Here is a 19,510-nt window from a genome sequence, read left to right on the forward strand (position 1 = left end):
AATCCATTCTTCCCTTGCCAGTTTTCCCGTTACCGTTTACTCTTTTCATGTGACCTCCTTGCTTTCCGTTGTTTTCGTTCAAAAACATGGTAGCAGGTGAGGTCATACCTTCGTTTCAACTAAGTTTAGGACACTTTCCTCGCCATTATTATATTGCTTATGTTTCTTATATCGCAATATTCCACACTATCGCTAATTGTCTTATCGGCGCATGGTACTTAAACTTTAGTTGAATCCACATTATTTCTAACAAACACCAAATTTAATTTAATGCCATTTAATATCAATAAGGTACAATTGGCTAAATTTAATTTAAACTTTTACTTATTTCGCTAAAATGCGGATTCTATTCGTTTTATTTTCGCTTTCAAGCAATGACCTTCTTTGGTGGTTAAAGCCTGCGAGACTTGAATTTAAGCGAAAAGCCTGGGCAGGGTCTCAGACCAGGATTTCATAAGGTCCGGAGTTGTGGTCTGGACAAGTGCTTTGCCATTGACTGTGACTTTCATCCGTTTGAAGGTCACCTGGCCTGCCACGGCGGCGGGGACGCCCTGTGACCTGGCGGCCTCCAGAATTTTAACAGCGTCCGCCGGTGAGCTGGAAATCACGGCCCGTGACTGGGTTTCGGAGAACAGGAAAAGATCGGGCCGCAAATCCGTGTTGAAGGAGACTTCGAAACCAAGCTGCTTGTCCGATCCGATTTTAAAGCAACATTCAGCCAGCGCCACAATAAGCCCTCCGTCGGACACGTCGTGCATGGAATGGACCAGCCGCCCGTCCGCCATTATGAACATCAGTTTTTGCAGCGCGGCCTCTTTTTTTAGATCAACGATTGGCGGCGCGCCCCGTTCCACACCGTGGACGATTGACAGGTATTCCGATCCGCCAATCTCCGCAAGGGTGTCCCCCAGGACAATCACAGTGTCCCCTTCCTGCGTAAAATACTGGCCCACGAGTTTTGTATGGTCTTCCAAAAGACCTACAGCGCCGATGGTGGGGGTGGGATTGACCGACTGGTCCCCCGTCTGGTTATAGAACGAAACGTTGCCGGACACCACCGGGGTGGAAAGGGCGATGCACGCCTCCGACATCCCGCTGATCGCCTGGATGAACTGCCACATCACTTCCGGCCGCTCCGGGCTGCCGAAATTCAGGCAGTCGGTTATGGCCAAAGGTTTGGCGCCGGAGCATGCCACGTTCCTTGTGGCCTCCGCCACCGCCTGCATCCCGCCGGTGCGCGGATCCAGGTAACAATACCTGCTGTTGCAGTCCACGCTCATGGCGACAGCTTTTTGCGTCCCCTTTATCCGTATCACCCCCGCGTCCGATCCGGGCATCTGGATGGTGTTGGTGCGCACCATATGGTCGTACTGGCGATATATCCATTCGCGCGAGCAGAGGTTCGGCGATGAGATCAGGGTGACAAGAGCATAATTGTAATCATGTGGCTCCGGGAAAATCATGGGATCCAGCGATTGGCGCACCGCGAGATCCTCCGGCGGCAGGGCCGGCCTGTGGTACACCGGCGCCTTGTCCGAAAGCGGCGCGGCAGGCATCTCGGCGGCGACGATCCCATTGTCCCTCAATCGCACCATTCCGTCCCCGGTCACCACGCCGACGACCTCTGCGGAAAGCCCCCATTTTTCGAATATGGCGCGGACCTTTTCCTCCACCCCCTGCCTGCACACGAGCAGCATCCGCTCCTGCGATTCGGAGAGCATGATTTCATAAGGGGTCATCCCCTCCTCTCGGCGGGGGACTTTTTCCAGTTCAAGCTCCACCCCGGTGCCTGCGCGCCCGGCCATTTCGAAAGATGACGATGTCATCCCGGCGGCGCCCATGTCCTGTATGCCGACCACGTAATCGGTCTTGAAAAGCTCCAGACAAGCTTCCAGCAGGAGTTTTTCGGTGAAAGGATCGCCCACCTGCACCGTCGGGCGGCGCTCTTCGCCCCCCTCGCCGAATTCCTCGCTGGCCATGGTGGCGCCGTGGATGCCGTCCCGCCCGGTCTTGGAGCCGACGTACATCACAGGGTTGCCCACTCCCGAGGCGTTGCCCAGGAATATCCTGTCCTTTTTCACAAGGCCGAGGTTGAAAGCGTTCACAAGGCAGTTGCCATTGTAGCTGGGATGGAATGAAAGCTCCCCGCCGATGGTGGGAACCCCCATGCAATTGCCATATCCGGCGATCCCGGCCACAACGCCGTCGAGCAGATATTTTGTGCGCGGATGGGTAAGATCGCCAAACCTCAAAGAGTCCAGGCAGGCCAATGGCCGGGCGCCCATTGTGAAAATGTCCCGCAATATCCCCCCCACGCCGGTGGCTGCGCCTTGGTATGGCTCTATGTAAGAAGGATGGTTGTGGGACTCCATTTTGAAAACCACAGCCAGCCCATCGCCGATGTCCACCACGCCGGCGTTCTCCCCCGGCCCCTGAATCACCTGCGGCCCGGTGGTGGGAAACTTGCGCAGATGGGCGCGGGAGCTTTTATAGGAGCAGTGCTCGCTCCACATGGCGGACAGAATGCCAAGCTCCACCATGGTAGGTTCACGGCCGAGGATTTTCACCGCCTCGCCATACTCTTCCATGGACAGGCCATGCTGGGTGATAACGTCTTCTGTGATCATGCGAACATTATAGACATTTGATTGTGGATGGCAACGGAATGTGATTTGGCGGTTAAAGAGCGCCTGGGCACATGTGCGGCATGATGGTTGTCTCCGCTGCTCGGATTCACCCAAATTGACTTTTCACGGCTGGTGTTATAGCTTGCCGCCTTGATGATGAAACACCGGAACATCCATGACAGGTCTATTGATTAACCTTTTCCCGCCAGCAATATGAAGCCTTTTCCGAAAAAAATATTCACAATCTGTGGCGTGGCGCTATGGCTTGCCGCAACGGGTATTTTGGTGTGCTCCGGAATAGAGCCGGACAAGGCTGCGTCGTTTGCCGCGGGGGGCGGCACGGAAAAATGGGACCAGTTCTGGAAGCAGGGTTTTGCGGCGGCTAAAATCGAAAAACCGGGTGATGAACTTCCAACAGTCCTCCCCGGCCCGATGGACGCTTGGGGGGGCGGGAAAGAGCATGGAATTGGCGTCGCCATTCAAGCCGCTCCGGGCAAATATGATCTGGTGGCCACGTTTCACGAGACTCACGATAAATTTCCGCCATCGCTGACCGCGTTTCTCAACAATACGCAAATATGGCAGGGCAAACTTCCGGCCGGGGGCGGGCGGCCAGGCCCCTATTCCGGGATTATCGAAAAAGCTACGGTGCGCATCCCGGTCACAATCGGCGCGGGACAAAACAACGTCGAAATAAGGAACACTTCCGGATCGTGGGCAGCCCCGGCGGAGGTGTACCTATCCAAAGGGCGCCAAATAAACCTGGACAAGCTTGCGTACCGGCTGTTTTCCGGCCCAACGCTTTTACTGTCTGTGGCGGCGGCCGCTTTTGCCGGGCTGATTGTTTTCCGTATGGCGTCCGGCGGCCTTGCGGCTGCCACGGCGGAGGCGGGCCTTGTGGCCGTGTCGTTGCTTGCCACGGCGGTATGCATAGAGTTTGGCTACAGGCTGTACCTTAAAAACAGAAGTGAGTTAAAACCTGGCCAGGCGATAAACGCGGCGGCGGAAAAGGGGCATAACTATTCGCTGATGGAAATGCTGCTCCCCACCGGCGATTTCGACCTGCCATATCTGCTCAAACCCGGCCTGGACGGATTTTTTTATGGCAAGCATGTGCGGACGAACTCATACGGATTCCGCGGGCCGGACATTGCGCCCCAGAAACCTGCCAACACGTTGCGTATTGTGGGGCTGGGCGACTCCGTGCTTTTCGGATGGGGCATTGATTACGAGCAGACCACTCTTGCGCGGCTTGCGGAACTGCTGCAAAGCAAGGTGAACAAGCAAACACAGGTGATCAACACGGCTGTCCCCGGATATAACACCGCCGTGGAGGCGGCTGTATATGAGAAGGCCGCGCGCGGATTCTCGCCGGACATCGTTGTGCTGCTTTTCGTGGAGAACGATTTTTATTATCCCCACATCATGGCCGAGCCTGCGACCTTTTTCAGGCTGGACAAAAGCTATATGGCCTCCGCGTTGGCAGGTTATTTCGGATCAAGGTGGGGGGCCGCCGGCGGTCAGAATGAAAACTGGGTCACGTCGGCGGAGTTCGAGGAAAAGAAAGACAAGCCCGGCGGCGGGGACAGGATGATATCGGCCATCAACAAAGGATATGAGGCCACCACCGGCAAGAAAGCGGTGGAAAGCCTTATCAGACGGCTGGGCGCAAGGATAAAGGAGGACGGCGCGATCGGTGTGTTCGCATGGCCTCCTTTCAACGTGTATCCCAGCCAGCCGAAATACGATTACCCCACCCTGGATGAACGTGGATATTTTGAGAACGTGGCAAAAGAGGCCGGATTCCTGGTTCCACCCATGCACGACATGTTTCTGGAGTATGTGGCCAGCCACAAGGCGTATTGCCAGGGGGACATCCTGTGGCTCAACGAGAATGACAGCCATCCAAAACCGGACGCGCACCAGATGATCGCCCAGGCCATCTTCAATGCGCTTGTGGAGAGCGAGGCGTTGTCAAAACTCGCCACGAAATGACAGCAATGGCGGGAAAGGTTTACCGCAGCATCGTTGCACCCATGAGCGCGATCACAAGGTAAATTATTTTCTGGGCGGTGTTGCGGTCCAATTTCCTTGCCGCCGCCGCGCCAAAAAGGGAGCCGGCCGCCAGGAAGGGGGCGCACACGGCAAAATTGCCGAACGTATGGCCGGTGTCCAGCCCCGCCGCCAGGTAAAAGGCGATGATTATGGTGTTGCTGGCGAGAAAATAGGAGACGAGCGCGGCTTTCTTTTCTTCCACCTCCCACAGTTGCGACGACACGAACACAACGGAAACCGGGCCGTTCATCCCGAAGGCTCCGCCTAATATTCCGGAGAAAAGGCCGAACACGTATGAAAGCTTCGGCCAGATACGAAAATACCTCCCGGCGGCGATGAGTGAATAGATCGAATAGCAGACGAGCAGGGAGCCAATGGCTTTTTTCAGAATGGAAGGGTCCCACGTTTTCAGGAAGTAAACACCGATGGGTATCCCCAGCGCTCCGCCAACTATCAGCGGAGCCGATTTTTTTGAAATCGTACCGGTTGCGCCAATACGCTGCGAGGGTGATGTTTATCAGGATGCCGTTGATAAGGGACAAGGGGACGGCCGTTTTTACGTCCATCATCAATGTGAAAAGAGGGATGGCGATGAGCGCCTGGCCTAACCCGGCGGCCCCCTGCGTGGCGGCGGAGGCGAAAGCTATGAGGGCGAGAGCGGCGATGTTTTCCAAAAGCTTTTTCTCCATGCGCGCATGTCTGGCGGCGCCCGCCCTGCGCTATTGCTGTTATACTAACCTGAAAACACCGGTCACATATGAACAGCATAAGCTCCGCCGGGATAGCCGGCATACTCAGTTTCGTCCTCCCCGGCGCCGGGCAGATATACAACGGCAAGTTCCTGCGCGCCATATTCTGGTTCATCGTCACACCGGGGCTGTGGATCGGCAGCGGAGGGACGCTGGGCTGGATATGCCATGTAATAGCGGCCTACACGGCGTACAATTACGCCAAGTGCTTTGAGGAGGCCGCCCCAGGCCAGGACTGAATGTCAATTGTCATGTTCAAAACAAACATCCAGCCTAGAAACTAGGCTTCTACTATTATTCTTGCTGTCTATTTGGGCGGCCTGAAAATATCTCCCCATTAAATCCTTTGTAATTTCAAGCCATAGCGAAGGGTACGCCTTTTGCTTTTTGAGCATTCCTATAAAAGCGCATCAAGCGGCGGACAGACGATCCGGCTATGCGCTGATGGTGATGGAGGTTTGGGCGAATAAAGTTATGTGGAGGAGACCGATGAAACGGGCAATGTTTTTACTGCTAGGTATTTTCTTATTTACGTCGTTCCCCGTTCTGGCGGAAGAGGCGGCCTCTCCGCAAGCTTCGCAAGCGGCCCCGGCCGCCGACCAGCCTGCGGCGGCCCCGGCGCCCGCGCCAGAAGCCGCCCCGGCAGCTGAGGCCGCGCCGCCTCCGCCACCTGCCATCAACAGCGGCTCGGTGGCGTGGCTTATCACGGCCACGGCCATGGTGATGCTGATGACCCTGCCGGGACTTGCTCTTTTTTACGGCGGGCTTAGCAGATCTAAAAACGTTCTTTCGACGATCATGTACTCTTTTGCGAGCATCGCCATAGTCAGCGTGGTGTGGGTGCTTTGGGGCTACTCGCTTGCCTTCGGGCCGGACGTGGGGGGTGTGATCGGCGGACTGGACAACCTGTTGCTCAACGGCATCGCCCTTCCCGGCGACACCGGCCCGGCCAACGCCGTGATGAAGCTGGAGATACAGGACCTTCTGTTCGTCATCTTCCAGGGGGCGTTCGCGGTGATCACCGTGGCCCTTATATCCGGAGCATACGCGGAGCGCGTGCGCTTCGGCTCGTTCGTCCTTTTCTCCATACTGTGGGTCACGCTGATATACGCTCCGCTGGCCCACTGGGTGTGGGGCGGCGGCTGGCTGTTCAAGCTTGGCGCGCTGGACTTCGCCGGCGGGACGGTGGTGCACATAGCATCCGGTATGTCCGGCCTGGCGGCGGCGCTTTTTCTTGGAAAACGCAAAGGGTACGGCACGGAGAAGATCATGCCGCACAACGTCCCCTTCGTGGTGCTCGGCGCGGGCCTGCTGTGGTTCGGCTGGTTCGGGTTCAACGCCGGGTCGGCGGTTGCGGCCAATAACATAGCGGTGAGCGCTTTCGTGGCCACGCACACGGCGGCGGCGGCGGCGGCCCTCGGCTGGACGTTCACAGAGTGGCTCCACGGCGGCAGCCCCACAACGGTGGGCATGTCCTCCGGCGCGGTGGCGGGGCTTGTGGCCATCACCCCGGCGGCGGGGTTTGTGACCCCCGGCGCCTCGATCATCATCGGGGGCATTGCGGGGATGATCTGCTACTTCGCGGTGATGTACAAGCACAGGTTGGGATATGACGACGCGCTGGACGCTTTCGGCATCCACGGCGTGGGCGGCACATGGGGCGCCATCGCCACAGGCATATTCGCCTCCACTGCCATCACCGGCGCCACCGGCGCAAAGGGATTGCTGGAAGGGAACGCCGGGCAGGTGGTCACCCAGTTGATCGCGGTGGCGGCCACGATGGTGTTCTGCTTCGTGGGGACGTTCGTGATCATGTTCATCGTCAACGCGATCACCAAGTTCCGCCCGGAGACGGAGAACGAGATCATGGGGCTCGACCTTACAGAGCACAGCGAAAGCGCTTACAACTGACTTTAGTCCCTATTCAAGCGCCGGGTTCGCGTTAACTTGCGGGCCCGGCGCCCCTCCTTTTAGTCTGATTTCGAGGTCTCCGCCGGGAAACGCCGCAAGGCGTAGTTTGGCGGAAAACCTCCCTGGGCGCCGGGGATGGAAACATCCCCGGTGTTTTTTATTTGTTTTGGATGTGATCCGATTGACAGGGCGATATGGCGGAGCTATCCTTGCGGCATCTTTATAAAAGCAACGCCTGGCGGGAGACATATCCATGAGCAAAATCACCTCTGCGGCCGGTCTGGTCTTCATGCTATTCGCGGCATCGTGCGGCGGCGGGTCTTCGTCTTCAACGTACACTGCGGCGGCGTCTTCCGTATCCATATACAATTCTCTGCCGGGGACATGGGACGTGCGGCTGTACGGCCCGGTCACATCATGCTCCACCCTCGACCTTGGCTCCTTCGCCGGTGACGGGGAACGCACTCAACGGATATTCTCCACTCATGAAGACGGGGAGATAAAATACGTGACAATCGCCCTGGCCGATCCGGCCGACACCGCAAGCCCTTTGGAATATACCGTCACCTCGGACGGCGACCCTTTAAGGATGGAAAGGTCCTATGAAGAGCAGGGCGCCACCTGCGTGTGGACCCTCATGCGGTCATACGAACTGACCCTCACCGCTGACGGACGGCTGACCGGATATCAGAACACCGACATCACATCGGCCTCGTCCGCGTGCGAGCAGTGCTATTACACGCTGGAGGTGGAGATGACCCCGGCAGGGTGAAAGCGACGGTGCTTGATTTGGATGGATGGTTTGGACCGTCGAGCTTTCTGACGATTGATTGACCGATAAGGCCGCAAAGTTATTTGGTGCCGAAGGGGGGACTCGAACCCCCACATCCGTTAAGACACATGAACCTGAATCATGCGCGTCTGCCAGTTCCGCCACTTCGGCTTTCCTTTGCGGACGGGTCATCAAAACCCGGAAAAAAACATTATAACCACATGCCCATCCAAACGCAATTCGTTCCGGGCCTTTAATAGGGTATAATCTCCAATCCGCCGGAAAACGGCGGGAGGTGGTATTGGTGGACATGGTTTTGGATGCATAGCTTAAACAATGGCGTATAACATAAAGCTGGACGTTTTCGAGGGGCCGCTGGACCTCCTTTTGCACCTTATAAAGGAGAACCAGGTTGACATTTACGACATCCCCATCGCCTCGATCACAGAGCAGTATCTTGAATACATCGAGATTATGAAGTCTCTCAACCTGGAGCTGGCCGGGGAGTTCCTCGTGATGGCGGCCACGCTCACCTATATAAAATCGAAAATGCTCCTCCCCAAACAGGAGATCCCGGAGGGGATGGAGGAAGGGGAGGAAGGGCAGGATCCGCGGGACGAACTTGTCGCCAGGCTGATCGAGTACAAAAAGTACAAGGAAGCGGCGCTGCGGCTGCGGGAGAAGGAGATAGACCAGTCACAGGTGTTCGGCAGGATCCCATCGCAGGACGAGATGCCAAGCGAAGGGGAACTTCTGCTGGAAGTGAGCGTGTTCGAGCTTTTGAATTCCTTCCGAAAGATACTGGGAAAACTCGGCGAGGGGGACAAATACACGGTCACCCTCGAGGAGATGTCCGTCACCGACAAGCTAAACGAGATCATGGGGCGGCTGGAAACGGCCGACAGCATGACGTTTGACAGCCTGTTTGAGACCAGCCGCACCCGGATGGAGGTGATTGCCACGTTCCTTGCGGTCCTGGAGCTTTTGCGGCTGAAGCTGGCCCGCGCTCTGCAGATCCGGGTGGGCGGGGAGATAATGCTATACAAAGCGGCCGAAGAGGCCGGCGAGGCGAGGAACATGGAAGAGGACCTGGCGCCCCGGGAAGAATCCCCCGTTTCACCCGATCCCGCGGAGGAGACCGCCGCCAATGAAAACGAAAACGCGATGGAGAACGGATAAGTGGACCGCGAACAACTCAAGGCGATACTGGAGAACTTGCTTTTCATAGCCGATGCGCCGGTGACCGTGGACAGGCTTGCGGGGCTTTTTGAGAAAGAGGCCACCCGGGAGGAAATCCAGGGAGCCATGGAAGAATTGATCAGCGATTACGAGGGGCGCAACCTTATGCTGACGGCGGTGGGCGAGGGTTACAGGATACAGACCCGGCCGGAGAACGCGCCGTGGATCACCGCTTTTTTCAAGATGGAAAAGGGGCAAAGGCTCGGCCGGGCGTCGCTTGAGGCTCTGGCGATCATCGCGTACCGCCAGCCGATCACCCGGGCGGAAGTGGACGAGATACGCGGCGTTGATTCGGGCGCGGCGTTGCGGGGGCTTGTGGAGAAGAACCTTGTGAAGGCCATGGGGCGGCGCAAGGCCCCGGGCAAGCCGATGATGTATGGAACAACGAAGCGGTTCCTGGAATATTTCGGGCTGGCCAGGCTTGCCGATCTGCCCACAATGGAAGAGTTCCAGCGGGAGATGGACGAGACGCTTGGCGCCCAGGGCTCTTTCGAGTTCGCCGAGGACGATGCGGAAGGGGAAATCTCCGAACACCTGCCGGAGGCGGGGGTGATGGAGGACGATGTTAGCGAAGGGGGCGTCAAGGAAGACGGCCTGGCCGTGATACAGGAAGGGTTTGACCCTGAGGAAGGCGAGGATGACGATGAAGGATTCGTCCAGAACGACGAAGAGGCCGGAGAGGCCGGAGAGGCCGAAGACGCCGAAGACAAACAGCCCGGCGAGTGAAGGTGGGCCTGTAAGGCTCCATAAGATAATAGCCGCCGCCGGAATATGCTCGCTTCGCAAAGCGGAGGAGCTTGTGGCCGAGGGGCGCGTTTCGGTGAACGGGCAGGTGGTCACGGAAAAGGGCGCCGCCGCCTGGCCCGGGAGCGACATTATAAAGGTGGACGGCAAGCCGGTGGTCAAGACCGCCGCCAAGACATACCTTATGATGTACAAGCCAAAGGGGATCGTCACCACCCGTTCGGACGAGATGGGGCGCAAGACGGTGATGGACCTTCTGCCCAAGGAACACCAGAGCCTTTACCCGGTGGGGAGGCTCGACCTCATGTCCGAAGGGCTTCTGCTTTTCACCAACGACGGGATTTTCGCCCAGGCAGTGATGGCGCCAAAGCACGGCGTGGAACGGATATACATGGTGAAGGCCCGGAACAAGCCGGACCAGAAGACGATGAAGAAGATGATCTCCGGGATCACTGTGGAAGGGGAGAAGCTGGCGGCGGACTCTGTGGAAGTGGAAGAAGAGGTGGGGCGCAACTGCTGGCTTAAAATCACGTTGAGCGAGGGGCGCAACCGTCACATACGAAAACTGCTGGAGACCCTCGGCCTGCCGGTGCTAAAGCTCAAAAGGGTGGCCATCGGCCAGATTAAATTGGGCGCGCTAAAGCCCGGTGAAGTGATCCATCTTCCCGTGGAGGAGGTCAACAAGCTGATGAAATCGGCCGGAATGCGGAAAAAGGGGAAGTGATGGGGAAAATCGTGGCCACCGCCCCCGCACGGGTGGACCTGGCGGGAGGGACGCTGGACATCTGGCCCCTGAACTTGTTTTTCAAGGACACCCTCACGTTGAACATGGCCATATCCATAAGCGCCCGTGCGGAAGTGACGCCGCGCAGGGACGGCAAAATTGTCCTGGTCTCCCGCGACGGTGGCAAGCGCGTGGAATTCAAGAATCTGCCGCAAATAAAACATAATCATCCGCTGGGCCTGCTTTCACGGCTTGTGGAGAAATTCATCCGCAAGGGAGGGGTGGAGGTGGTCACCATGTCAGAAGCTCCGGCGGGGGCTGGGCTGGCCGGATCGTCGGCTTTGAATATCGCGCTGTGCGGGGCGTTGTCCCGGGCGGCGGGTGATAAGACATCCAAGGCGAAACTTATAGACATAGCCAAGGACGTGGAGGCGGCGTTGCTGCACACCCCCACCGGATTGCAGGACTACGCCGCGGCGGTGTTCGGCGGTGTCAACGCTTTCAGGTTCCCCGCCGGGGGGATGCAGCGGGCCAGCCTGGATATCGCCGGCAAGGAGCTTGAGCGCCGGCTGATATTGTTTTATTCCGGCCAGTCGCGCAATTCCGGGATCAACAACTGGGAGATGTTCAAGCGGGTGATAGACAAGGACAGGCGCGCGATGAACCTTTTCGCGAAGATCGCCGGATGCGCTGTGCAGGCTTCGGAGGCGTTGGCCGATGGCGATTTTAAACGGTTTGAGAAAGCCGTCGCCAGCGAATGGAAGGCCCGGCGATCCCTCTTTCCCTCCATATCTACCGATGTGATAGACGGCGCCATACAGGCCGGTGTTAAAGCAGGCGCCCGCGCCGCCAGGATTTGCGGAGCCGGAGGTGGTGGATGTTTTTTTGTGCTGGCGGAACCAGGAAGTCGCAGGGCGGTCATCGAAGCGGTGGAAAAACTAGGGCCGCGCCACCTTCCTTTCACCCTTTCAACCAAGGGGCTGCGGGTTTATAATGCGCGGAAAGATTGATTGCGGGCGGACCGGAAAGGGGACCAGGTGAACGCACTTCGAGTGGTGAAAGAACCGATCGAACTTATCATGGGGGACATCACCGAAATCGCCGCGGACGCCATTGTCAATCCGTCCAACGCAAGCCTGGTCCTCGGCTCGGGCGTGTCCGGGGCCATAGCGGCGAAAGGGGGCCCATCCATACAAGAGCAGATGGGCAAGATCGGCGGATGCCCCGTCGGAAGCGCCGTGGTGACCGGGGCGGGAACGCTGAAGGCCAGGCACGTCATCCACGCCGTGGGGCCGCAGATGGGGGAGGGGGACGAGGACAACAAGCTGCACAACGCCACGCTCGCCTCGCTCAAAAAGGCGGAAGAATTAAAGATCGGCTCCATCGTTTTTCCCGCTATCTCGACGGGTGTTTTCGGATTCCCGGTGGAACGGTGCGCCGCGATAATGATATCCACCGCGTTGGACCATTTCGCCACCGGCTCCCCGCGCAGCCTTAACAGGGTGATTTTCTGCCTATGGGGAAAAGAGTCGTTCGAGACTTTCAACAAAGCGCTCGACTGGCTGATGCCCCAGATGTGATCTGGCGGCGCGGGCAGGTCAATAAGGTTTCCTGTCCGCCACGGGGATGAAGAAAGTCACCGCGCTCCCCTTGTTTACACCCTCGCTTTCAACGGTGATCCTGCCGCCGTGGAATTCCATTATCATCCTGCACAGCGCCAGCCCAAGCCCAAGTCCGCCTCCCATGAACGCATATTCGCCGCCGTTGAAATCAACGGGATTTCCCAGTGAATAATAGTGCTCGAAAACATGGTCGAGCTTGTCTTTGTCCATGCCTATCCCCTCGTCCTTCATCTCAAGGGCGGCGAAGCCGTCCACGATGCGCGCGGTGATATGTATGCTTTTGCCGTCGGGAGTATATTTGATGGCGTTGGAGAGCACCTGGTCAATGGCCATGCCCAGCATCTCCGGATCGCCCATTATTTCGGTGTCCAGCGGTATTCCCTTGATGTCCACGCCGATGGAAAGGTTCCTTCCGCTTTTGGCGGCGGCGGCCTTTGCGTTGTCCACGCTGGCAAGCGCCGTGAGCAGCGGATAGAACCTTATCAGCCTGCGGTCCTTGGCCTGGGCGGAGAGCTTTTGTATCAGGGTCGTGGCCGTGAGCACCCGTTCAAGCCCGTCAATCGACCTGTCGAGCAGCGAGGCCGCCTCGCCAAGCTTTTCCGCCGCCACCCCTTCACTGCGCAGGTCGCCAAGAAGTGCCCGGGCCAGCCGCAGCCCCGAGACAGGCGTGCGCAGCTCATGGGATGTGACGGTGGTGAACCTGTCCTTGGCGTTTTTAAGGGCCATTTCGGCCGTGATGTCGCGGCTGACGGCCACAAAGCTTGTGATCTTTCCCGTTTCGCCGGCCACCGGCGAGATCATCATCTCCTGATTGATCATCGCGCCGTCCTTCCTTTTGTCGGTGATAAGGCCGCTCCAGATATTCCCGCGCAGTATGGTGTCCCACATTGTCCTGTAGAATTGCTCGCCATGTTTGCCGCTTTTTAAAATGTCGGGTTTGCGGCCCAGGACTTCGTCCCGCGAATAGCCGGTCAGCTTTTCAAAGGCGGAATTCACATGGCGGATCACACCCGAAGCGCTGGTTATCATTATTGATTCGACCGCCTGCTCAAACGCCGCCATCATTTGGGACATATCCTGTTCGGCGGCTTTCCTGTCCGAAATGTCCCTCATGAATATGACGACGCTCTCCTCAAGGGTGGGCGAATAGCTTGCGGTGGCCTCCACCTCCACCGTCCCGCCCCCCTTCTTAAGGAAGCGCGTCTCAAACCTCGCGCATCCGGTCTCCATCGCCTTGCGGACATTGGCGGATGTCTGTTCGGAATCCGCGGCGTCCTGCAGGTCCGAAAGGCGCATCTGGAGTATCTCGGCATCACCGCGCCCTGTCATGCGCAGGAAGGCGCCGTTGACTTCCAGGATATCCCCGTTGCGCCCGCACAGGCAAAAGCCGTCCGTCGCCGCCTGGAGAATCTCCATGTGGCGCTCCTCGCCCAGTTCCCTGGCCAGAATCTCGGCCTTGAGCATTTCGTTGGACACTTCCAGCTGGCGGGTGCGCTCACGCACCATTTCCTCCAGCGTCCCGGCGAATTTCCTCAGCTCGTTCTCGTCGGCCTTGCGCCGGGTGATATCGTGGAATACCCCGGTTATATAAACCTCTTTTTTGTTCCTCCATGCGGCCATGGAAGCCTCGACCGGGAATTCACGCCCGTCCTTGGCGGCCGCGGTAAGTTCCACGGTGTTGCCAAGGGCAAGGGGGATCACACTTTCGCCCAGACGCTTCAAGTCGTCCAAATGCTTGTCCCGCAGATGCCCGGGCATGATGATGGACGAAGGCTGGCCGATGACCTCCCCAGCGCTGTGGCCGAACATCCTTTCGGCGCTGTCGTTCCAGAAAAGTATGGTCCCCTTGGAGTCCATCGTTATGATGGCGTCCACCGCGGTCTGGGCGAGGGCCACGAACCGGTCATGGCTGCTTTTGAGGTTATCGAGCATGCGGCTGTTGTGCAGGGCCACCGCCGCCAGTTCGCCGAAGGCGCTGGCTATGTCCGCCTCCCGTTTGGTAAATCCTCCCGGTTTGTTGGCCAGGCCCAAAATCCCCACCGTCTTGCCTTCTATGTTCAACGGCGCGAACAGCGCGTTTTCCAGGCGCACATGCCCTTGGGGCATGTACTTCATCCACTCGCTTGCCGTGAAGTCGTTCTCGAACACGGCCGAGCTGGTGGCGCAGGCCTTGCCCCGAAGCCCCCGGATGGGCATGGGAAGCGAAGTGTCCACCGTGCATTCGCGCCCGCCGGCGTCAAGGAAAAGCACTTCGTTTTCATTGCCGTTTTCGGAAAGGAGGGCGACGTAGCCGGCGGCGGCCCCTGTGAGTTTCTTGCATGAATCGAAAATGGCCCTTGCCGAGTCCTTGAAGTCGCCATATTTGAGCACAGCCCGGGAAGCTTCCAGGAAAGTCTCTGTTTCAAGCCGCATTTCCTTGATCGCGGCGTCCAGGTCCAGGGTTGTAACGCTCATACTTCCGCCCCCGGCGAATCAGGAACCACACACCATCCCTAATTTAAATATACAGCCGTGCGCCGTATATGGGGAGGTCTCGGGAAATTACGGAAGGGATGGATTTCCCTTGAACTTGCGCCATGATAGAATTGAAAAAGAAGGATGCGCCCCGCTTTTCTCAGGCGGAGCGCGCAATCAAAGGTATTCCAGTGTATTACGCCGTAGCGCTATGGCGGGCCTCAAACCGTTTTTTCTCCCTTTTGTCCGGCCACATGGCGATTATGCCGCCAATCCCCATCATCATCCCGCCAATCCACAGCCATTTGACCAGTGGATTGACATGGACCTTGAACGTGGCCGATCCGTCCTCGTTAAGGGCGGCGAAGATGATGTACAGGTCCTCCACGGTGGTGGTCATTATAGAGACCTCGGAGGTGGGTTGCGGAGTTATGTCCCCCCTTATCCCTTTCATGTAGTACATGTTCCGTTCAGGAAGGGCGTAGCCAAGCTTGGCGCCCCCCTTTTCCACCAGCACCGTGGCCACCGCTTTTTCCATAGTCTCCTTCGGCTGGGAGTAATCGTATTTGTAGTAGGTGAGGACGTAATCCTTTATCGAAATCTTGTCACCGGGCCAAAGGTTTGCCTCCTTGTCCTGGTTAAACCACGCACCGGTGAATCCCGCGAAAGCCATGATCACCCCGATGTGGATCACATATCCGCCATAGCGCCGCTTGTTGCGCAGGAAAAGGTTTATCAGGGCCACGGCCTGGTTTTCCTTTCCGCCGGCGGCGCGCGCCTGGGCGCCCTTGAATATTTCCATCATGATGGTGGCGGCCACGAAAACGCACAAGGTAAAGGCCAGCCACGGCAGGAAGTCCCGCGCGCCCAAGGCAAAGGCCGACCCCCCACCGGCCACGGTGAAGGCGAAAGGTATCATGAAGTTCTTTTTAAAATTCGCCACAGAGGCCTTGCGCCAGGCGATAAGCGGGCATATCCCCGTGAGGACGAGAAGCGCAAGCCCGATGGGGACCATCACCTGGTTGAAAAACGGCGGGCCGACGGTGATCTTCTCCCCGCGCACAAGCTCCGAGATCATCGGGAACATGGTCCCCCAGAACACGGTGAACGCCGCGCCGACAAGTATCAGGTTGTTGAACAGGAACGACGCCTCGCGGGAAAGCATGGAGTCCAGCGAGGCGGAGCTTTTAAGCAGAGGCAGCCGCGAAATAATCAGCCCCGCCGAGAATATTATCGTGGCCACCAGGAAAAATCCGAAATAGGTCCCCACCGTCGATTCGCCGAACGAGTGGACCGACGAGATGAGCCCCGACCTTGTGATAAACGTGCCGAACACCGTGAGGATGAAAGTCAGCGCGATAAGCGACATGTTCCAGGTCTTGAGCATGTCCTTTTTTTCCTGGATCATCACCGAATGCAGGAACGCCGTGCCGGTGAGCCAAGGCATGAACGAGGCGTTCTCCACCGGGTCCCACGCCCAGTACCCCCCCCATCCAAGCTCCACATAGGCCCAGTTGGCGCCCAGGATGTTGCCGAACGTCAGGAACAACCACGAGAAAATGGTCCATCGCCGTGTGGTGCGGATCCATATGTCCCCCAACTGGCCGGACATGAGCGCCGCCATGGCGAAAGCGAACGGGATCGTGAACCCGACAAAGCCTACGTAAAGCGAAGGAGGATGGAAGATCATGCCGGGATTCTGCAGCATGGGATTGAGCCCGTGCCCGTCTGGCGGGAGGACCGGCATCCTCTCGAACACAGGCGAGGCCGCGGTCATAAGCAGCCCGAAGAAAGCCATGAGCGTGCCCAGTATGAACACAACGTACGGCATCAGTTCCCTGTTCACGCCGCGGTTCTGCCAGACGACTATCACCGAAAACAGCCCCAGCATCCAGGCCCAAAGCAGGAGCGAGCCCTTCTGCCCCGCCCAGAACGCCGTGAGCCTGTAAACCGGGCCCAGGTCGCGGTTGGTGTAAGAGTACACATACTCCAGAGAGAAGTCGTTCCAATAAAGGGCGTGCAAGAGCGCCGCGCTGGTAAGCGACAGCAGCGCAAAGGCCGCCACCAGCGCAAACTCCGCGCTTTTTATCATCGGGCGCGACCCTCCCTTCGCCCCCCACAACGAGGCGGCGGCGGCGTAAACGGACACGCCAAGGGTCAGCAGAAGCGAATATTCACCCAGTTCGTTCATTTGGCAACCTTTTCATGATGCGGATACGCGGACACGCGCCGCGATTTGCCGCTATATGGACTTTTTCACTTCCTTCGCGGCGTCATACCTGGATGGGCAACTGGTAAGCAGTTTGGTGGCGATGAACTTGCCGTTGGCAAGTTTGCCTTCCACCACCACGTCAATGTTGTCCTGGAACATGTCCGGCGTCACTCCTTCATAGTACACCATGATGGACTTTTGGGACTTGTCCAGCAGGCGGAAACTCAGCTTCAGGTTGCTCACTTCCTTCCACACGCTGCCCGGGGCCACCTTGCCCTCAAGCCGCAGCCCCACCCCTTCGGCGGCGGAGCCCATCGCCATCACTTCAGACACCGTTTTGTAATAAGACCCGCTTGTCTGGACGCCGGTGTATATAAGATACCCAATGGCGGCCGCAAGGATGGCCGCTCCAACGGCGAATTTTTTCTGTGCGCTGTTCATGCCGCTCTTTTTGGGAGTGGGCGCGGACGGCGTTTTATCCGCCTCCATTCCCGAAGATTCCGGGACGATCGCTTCTGACATCTAACCTCCACCAATACTAAACTGCCTAACTTAAAATTCTATCTTTGAGTAGCCCGGCAATTCAACAAATAAATGCCTATACAATGTCCCTGCAACAAAATGGATCAATAATTGCCGGGGGCAGACTAAAGTGTTATATTTTCGGATAGATGTTAAAGTTGCTTTCGTGGTATATATTTCGTGTTTTGCAGTACTTGAGGGATCACCAGGTTGCTGCGGCAAAAGGCCGAAGTTAAATAGATGGAAATTGGCTAAATGAATCAGGAAGAGAACAAGACAAGCGTCCCTTCGGAATTCGCGGACATAGAGTCGTATCTGGACAGCCGCGCCAAGCTGGAGGCGATGTTTGAGGAGAAGTTCACCAAGACCCTCGCGGTGATGTTCACGGACATCAAGGACTCCACCTCCATCACCGAGATTGAAGGCGACCTGGCGATGCGCCAGATGATCAAGCATCATAACGACATCCTGTTTCCCCTGATAAAGAAACATGGCGGAACCTTGGTAAAGACCATCGGGGACGGGACGCTTTCTTATTTTGAAAGCACACAGGAATGCCTGCGCGCCGCCGTGGAGATACAAAAAGAGATTGATGACAGCAATCTTCATAAACAAACGAAGGTGCCGATCCTTGTGCGAATCGGTTTTCACACCGGCAAGTGCATACTTGAGAAAAACGACGTGTATGGAGACGTGGTGAACACCGCCGCCAAGGTTCAGTCAGCGGCCAATCCGGCGGAGATATACCTTTCGGAAGCGGCATATCACGCGCTGGACGACGCGTCGGAGGTATACTGCCGGTTCGCCAAGTCGGCGGAGCTTAAGGGCAAGAAGGAAAGCGTCAATATATACAAAGCGTTCTGGAATCCGCAGGAGATAGAGTCGGACAAGGTCCACAAGGCCGAGGCCGTTCCACAGGCAAAGGGGATGGCTCCGGCGATGAAGATTGCGGTCATGGTTGCGGCCCCTTTGCTGGCGGTCCTGGTTCTGGTGATTTTAAGCCGCATTCTCAGCAATACATCAGCCGAGACGGACAAACGTTCGATAACCCATTCCGTGGAACCCGCCCGCCCTTCAAAATAGCCTCCCGCAAATTTTGCTTTGCAAATCGCGTAAATTTTGTAATAATTGCTCTTTTGGATTTGGTGGTTGCCAGCATTTGGCCGGAACGCGGCCCTTTTAAGTCATTTCGGAGGATTTTGCGATGTACGCGGTTGTGAAGGCCTGTGGCAGGCAATACAAGGTGTCCGAAGGCGATGTGATCGTCGTGGACAAGATCGAAGGCGACATTGGCGCCACTGTGGAGCTGGGGCCAGTGCTGATGGCCGGTGAAGGGGAGTCCGTGAAGATCGGCGCCCCCCATGTGGACGGCAAGAAAGTGACGGCGAAGATACTGCGCCAGGCCAAGGGAACGAAGGTGACGATCATCAAGCATCGCCGCAGGAACGATTACCGGCTGAAAAAAGGCCACAGGCAGCTTGAGACCACGCTTCAGATCGTTTCGATAAACTAAAGATTCGCGGCCGCGCCGGCATATGGCCGGGCGGGATTTTGGAGGATAGATAAATGGCACATAAAAAAGGACAAGGCTCCACATCCAACGGGCGGGATTCCGCCGGGCGCCGGCTTGGCGTGAAAAGGTTCCAGGGGCAGGTGGTGCGCGCGGGGAACATCCTGGTGCGCCAGCGCGGCACGAAATTCTATCCCGGCAAGAACGCGGGGATCGGCAAAGACCACACGATTTTCGCCCTGATAGACGGCGTTGTGGCGTTTGCCCAGAAAGGCCGGGGAGGCCGCCGGTTCATTTCCATAGACCCGGTCACCGCCGCCTGATTCGTTTTTTAATTTAGAATCGAACCGCTCCGCCTTTTCAAACCGG

The 19,510-nt window shown here is 57.4% G+C and carries 17 protein-coding genes and 1 tRNA gene; 12 read left to right on the forward strand and 6 right to left on the reverse strand.

Annotation, left to right across the window (positions count from 1 at the left end):
- Positions 1–413: 413 nt before the first annotated feature.
- Positions 414–2,627 carry a phosphoribosylformylglycinamidine synthase subunit PurL gene (gene purL / locus HZB29_09375; protein ID MBI5815805.1) on the reverse strand — a complete coding sequence of 738 codons (2,214 nt, stop codon included), beginning with the start codon at positions 2,625–2,627 and terminating at the stop codon, positions 414–416.
- A 213-nt stretch (positions 2,628–2,840) separates the two neighbouring features.
- Between purL and HZB29_09380 the strand changes: the two genes are divergently transcribed.
- The gene (locus tag HZB29_09380) at positions 2,841–4,622 is read left to right on the forward strand and encodes an SGNH/GDSL hydrolase family protein (GenBank protein MBI5815806.1); all 1,782 of its coding nucleotides are present in this window, start codon (positions 2,841–2,843) and stop codon (positions 4,620–4,622) included.
- Positions 4,623–4,641: 19 nt separating this feature from the next.
- Here the strand turns inward: HZB29_09380 and HZB29_09385 are convergent, their stop codons facing one another.
- A complete protein-coding gene (locus tag HZB29_09385; GenBank protein ID MBI5815807.1) occupies positions 4,642–5,178 on the reverse strand; it encodes a sulfite exporter TauE/SafE family protein in 537 nt (178 codons plus the stop codon).
- A 270-nt stretch (positions 5,179–5,448) separates the two neighbouring features.
- Between HZB29_09385 and HZB29_09390 the strand changes: the two genes are divergently transcribed.
- From HZB29_09390 to HZB29_09400, 3 genes are all read left to right on the forward strand, one after another.
- Positions 5,449–5,670 carry a hypothetical protein gene (locus tag HZB29_09390; GenBank protein MBI5815808.1) on the forward strand — a complete coding sequence of 74 codons (222 nt, stop codon included), beginning with the start codon at positions 5,449–5,451 and terminating at the stop codon, positions 5,668–5,670.
- A 250-nt stretch (positions 5,671–5,920) separates the two neighbouring features.
- Positions 5,921–7,342, forward strand: a complete 1,422-nt coding sequence (locus HZB29_09395) for an ammonium transporter (GenBank protein ID MBI5815809.1) — start codon at positions 5,921–5,923, stop codon at positions 7,340–7,342.
- A gap of 253 nt (positions 7,343–7,595) precedes the next feature.
- Positions 7,596–8,114, forward strand: a complete 519-nt coding sequence (locus tag HZB29_09400; GenBank protein MBI5815810.1) for a hypothetical protein — start codon at positions 7,596–7,598, stop codon at positions 8,112–8,114.
- A gap of 84 nt (positions 8,115–8,198) precedes the next feature.
- On the opposite strand, the gene HZB29_09405 is transcribed toward HZB29_09400, so the two are convergent.
- Positions 8,199–8,285: transfer RNA gene (locus HZB29_09405), tRNA-Leu, on the reverse strand.
- A 165-nt stretch (positions 8,286–8,450) separates the two neighbouring features.
- Between HZB29_09405 and HZB29_09410 the strand changes: the two genes are divergently transcribed.
- The 5 genes from HZB29_09410 (at position 8,451) to HZB29_09430 (ending at position 12,401) form a co-directional block, all read left to right on the forward strand.
- The gene (locus HZB29_09410; protein MBI5815811.1) at positions 8,451–9,293 is read left to right on the forward strand and encodes a segregation/condensation protein A; all 843 of its coding nucleotides are present in this window, start codon (positions 8,451–8,453) and stop codon (positions 9,291–9,293) included.
- On the forward strand, positions 9,294–10,079 hold the full coding sequence (gene scpB / locus HZB29_09415) for an SMC-Scp complex subunit ScpB (protein ID MBI5815812.1): 786 nt from the start codon (positions 9,294–9,296) through the stop codon (positions 10,077–10,079).
- On the forward strand, positions 9,991–10,821 hold the full coding sequence (locus tag HZB29_09420; protein ID MBI5815813.1) for an rRNA pseudouridine synthase: 831 nt from the start codon (positions 9,991–9,993) through the stop codon (positions 10,819–10,821). The genes scpB and HZB29_09420 overlap by 89 nt, the downstream gene beginning before the upstream one ends.
- Positions 10,821–11,831 carry a GHMP kinase gene (locus HZB29_09425; protein ID MBI5815814.1) on the forward strand — a complete coding sequence of 337 codons (1,011 nt, stop codon included), beginning with the start codon at positions 10,821–10,823 and terminating at the stop codon, positions 11,829–11,831. The genes HZB29_09420 and HZB29_09425 overlap by 1 nt, the downstream gene beginning before the upstream one ends.
- 69 nt (positions 11,832–11,900) lie before the next feature.
- On the forward strand, positions 11,901–12,401 hold the full coding sequence (locus HZB29_09430; GenBank protein ID MBI5815815.1) for a macro domain-containing protein: 501 nt from the start codon (positions 11,901–11,903) through the stop codon (positions 12,399–12,401).
- Positions 12,402–12,419: 18 nt separating this feature from the next.
- Here HZB29_09430 and HZB29_09435 read toward each other — a convergent pair whose 3' ends face one another.
- The 3 genes from HZB29_09435 to HZB29_09445 form a co-directional block, all read right to left on the reverse strand.
- Positions 12,420–14,897: a PAS domain S-box protein gene (locus HZB29_09435; protein ID MBI5815816.1), complete on the reverse strand. Its 2,478-nt coding sequence runs from the start codon at positions 14,895–14,897 to the stop codon at positions 12,420–12,422.
- Between the two features lie 196 nt (positions 14,898–15,093).
- Entirely contained in the window at positions 15,094–17,088 is a 1,995-nt protein-coding gene (locus HZB29_09440; GenBank protein ID MBI5815817.1) for a heme lyase CcmF/NrfE family subunit, read from the reverse strand.
- A 51-nt stretch (positions 17,089–17,139) separates the two neighbouring features.
- Positions 17,140–17,631 carry a cytochrome c maturation protein CcmE gene (locus HZB29_09445; protein MBI5815818.1) on the reverse strand — a complete coding sequence of 164 codons (492 nt, stop codon included), beginning with the start codon at positions 17,629–17,631 and terminating at the stop codon, positions 17,140–17,142.
- 255 nt (positions 17,632–17,886) lie between these two features.
- Here HZB29_09445 and HZB29_09450 point away from each other — a divergent pair, with 255 nt between their 5' ends.
- The 3 genes from HZB29_09450 (at position 17,887) to rpmA (ending at position 19,464) form a co-directional block, all read left to right on the forward strand.
- Positions 17,887–18,714 carry an adenylate/guanylate cyclase domain-containing protein gene (locus tag HZB29_09450; GenBank protein ID MBI5815819.1) on the forward strand — a complete coding sequence of 276 codons (828 nt, stop codon included), beginning with the start codon at positions 17,887–17,889 and terminating at the stop codon, positions 18,712–18,714.
- 121 nt (positions 18,715–18,835) lie between these two features.
- Entirely contained in the window at positions 18,836–19,144 is a 309-nt protein-coding gene (rplU, locus tag HZB29_09455) for a 50S ribosomal protein L21 (protein ID MBI5815820.1), read from the forward strand.
- A gap of 53 nt (positions 19,145–19,197) precedes the next feature.
- A complete protein-coding gene (gene rpmA / locus HZB29_09460) occupies positions 19,198–19,464 on the forward strand; it encodes a 50S ribosomal protein L27 (GenBank protein ID MBI5815821.1) in 267 nt (88 codons plus the stop codon).
- Positions 19,465–19,510 lie beyond the last annotated feature (46 nt).

The sequence above is a fragment of the Nitrospinota bacterium genome (genome assembly GCA_016235255.1).
Taxonomy (GTDB): domain Bacteria; phylum Nitrospinota_A; class UBA7883; order UBA7883; family JACRLM01; genus JACRLM01.